Below are 1,474 nucleotides of genomic sequence, written 5' to 3' on the forward strand. Positions count from 1 at the left end.
GCAGAAAATTTTGCGTGCTGCCGTCCGGCCCGCGGCTTTGCAGCAGGTTTCCCTGCGCATCGTGGCGGTACTGCCAGAGGCCGCTGTGGTTCTGTTCGCTCTGCAGGTGGCCCAGGGCGTCCCGCGTCAGGCACAGCTCTTCCTCCCACTCCGGCTCCACGGCGGCCCGCTGCGCGGCATGATATTTTGCCAGGCTGGTGCGCTTCAGCGTGACGCTGCGCGCCGCATACTGATACCGCGTATAATTCTCGCCGTTGCTTTTCGCCGCCAGCCTGCCCGCCCGGTCATATTCCAGCGTGGAAATCAGCGGCGGCTGCCCGTCGTTCAGCGGCTGCTGCGAAACCGACACGACCCGGCCATGACTGTCATAACCATAGCTTTCCCGCCGCCCGGCGTAGTCGGTCTGCGCCAGCAGGCGGTCGCCGTTGTCCCACGCAAAATGCCAGCTGTCGTGATTCGGATTAACCAGCCGGGTGAGGCGACCGAAACGGTCATAATCATAGCGGGTGGAGTGGCCGGCCGCGTCGGTCTGGCAAATCACCTGCCCGCGCACGTTGCGCCGCACCCGGCGGTCAGTGAAGCCGTCGACGGTTTCGCCGCACAATTGCCCGTGCGCGTCGTACTCATAGTCAGTTTCACGGTTGCCGGCGCGGATAACCGTCCGGATGCGCCCGGCCGCACTCCGGCGACAGCAGGTGGTGTTCCCCTCCGCGTCGGTGACGCTGACCAGCCGGCCGGTTTCGTCATACTGCCGATCGCTGCGGTAACCCGAGCAGTCCTCGTCACGAACCCGCTGCCCGCGCCCGTTCCACCAGAAACGGTGCGTGGTGCCCGACGGGCCGGTGGTGGCGATCAGATCACCCTGCGGGTTCCATTCCAGCCGCGTGACGCCCCCCTGCGGATCGGTCACCGCCACCGCGTCGCCCGGTGCGTTATACTGATAACGCCAGGCGGCCCCGTCGGCCAGCACGTCCTGCAGAGGCAATGACCAGACCGGATGCCAGACCGTCAGCCGGGTCTCCCCGGCCGGACTGCACGCGGTGGTGAGATTGCCGCGCGCATCATAGCCATACTGCCAGCGCCCGCCGTCGGGGCCGGTGACGGCCCGCAGCAGTTCATCCTGCTCCGCCCACTCATAGCGCCATTCGGCACCGTACATATCGCGCCAGCCGGTGATGCGGCAGCGCGCATCCCACTGATGAAAAGAGCTGCCGCCGGAAAGGCAGGTTACCGTGGCGTGGCGCGCCTGCTCATCAGCGTCAATGATCCAGCTTTCCAGCATCTGCTGCCGCTCGTCCAGCACCCGATAGCCGGCGACGCGCCAGACGGTGTTATCCGCTGCCGGCTGCCAGTCGTAGCTGACCGTCAGGCCACGGGCATCACCGTGGGTCGCCAGCATATCGCTGGCGCAGTCCCAGCTGAAGCGGCGGGTGGTGACGTCATCCGCATCGGTCACGCTGACCAGCTGCCCGCG

1 pseudogene is annotated in these 1,474 nt (G+C 66.7%); it reads right to left on the reverse strand.

What is annotated here, in order from left to right:
* Positions 1–1,474, reverse strand: a pseudogene (locus tag NG42_RS00005) (RHS repeat-associated core domain-containing protein); the annotation flags it as partial.

It is taken from the genome of Winslowiella iniecta (genome assembly GCF_001267535.1).
GTDB classification, from domain to species: domain Bacteria; phylum Pseudomonadota; class Gammaproteobacteria; order Enterobacterales; family Enterobacteriaceae; genus Erwinia; species Erwinia iniecta.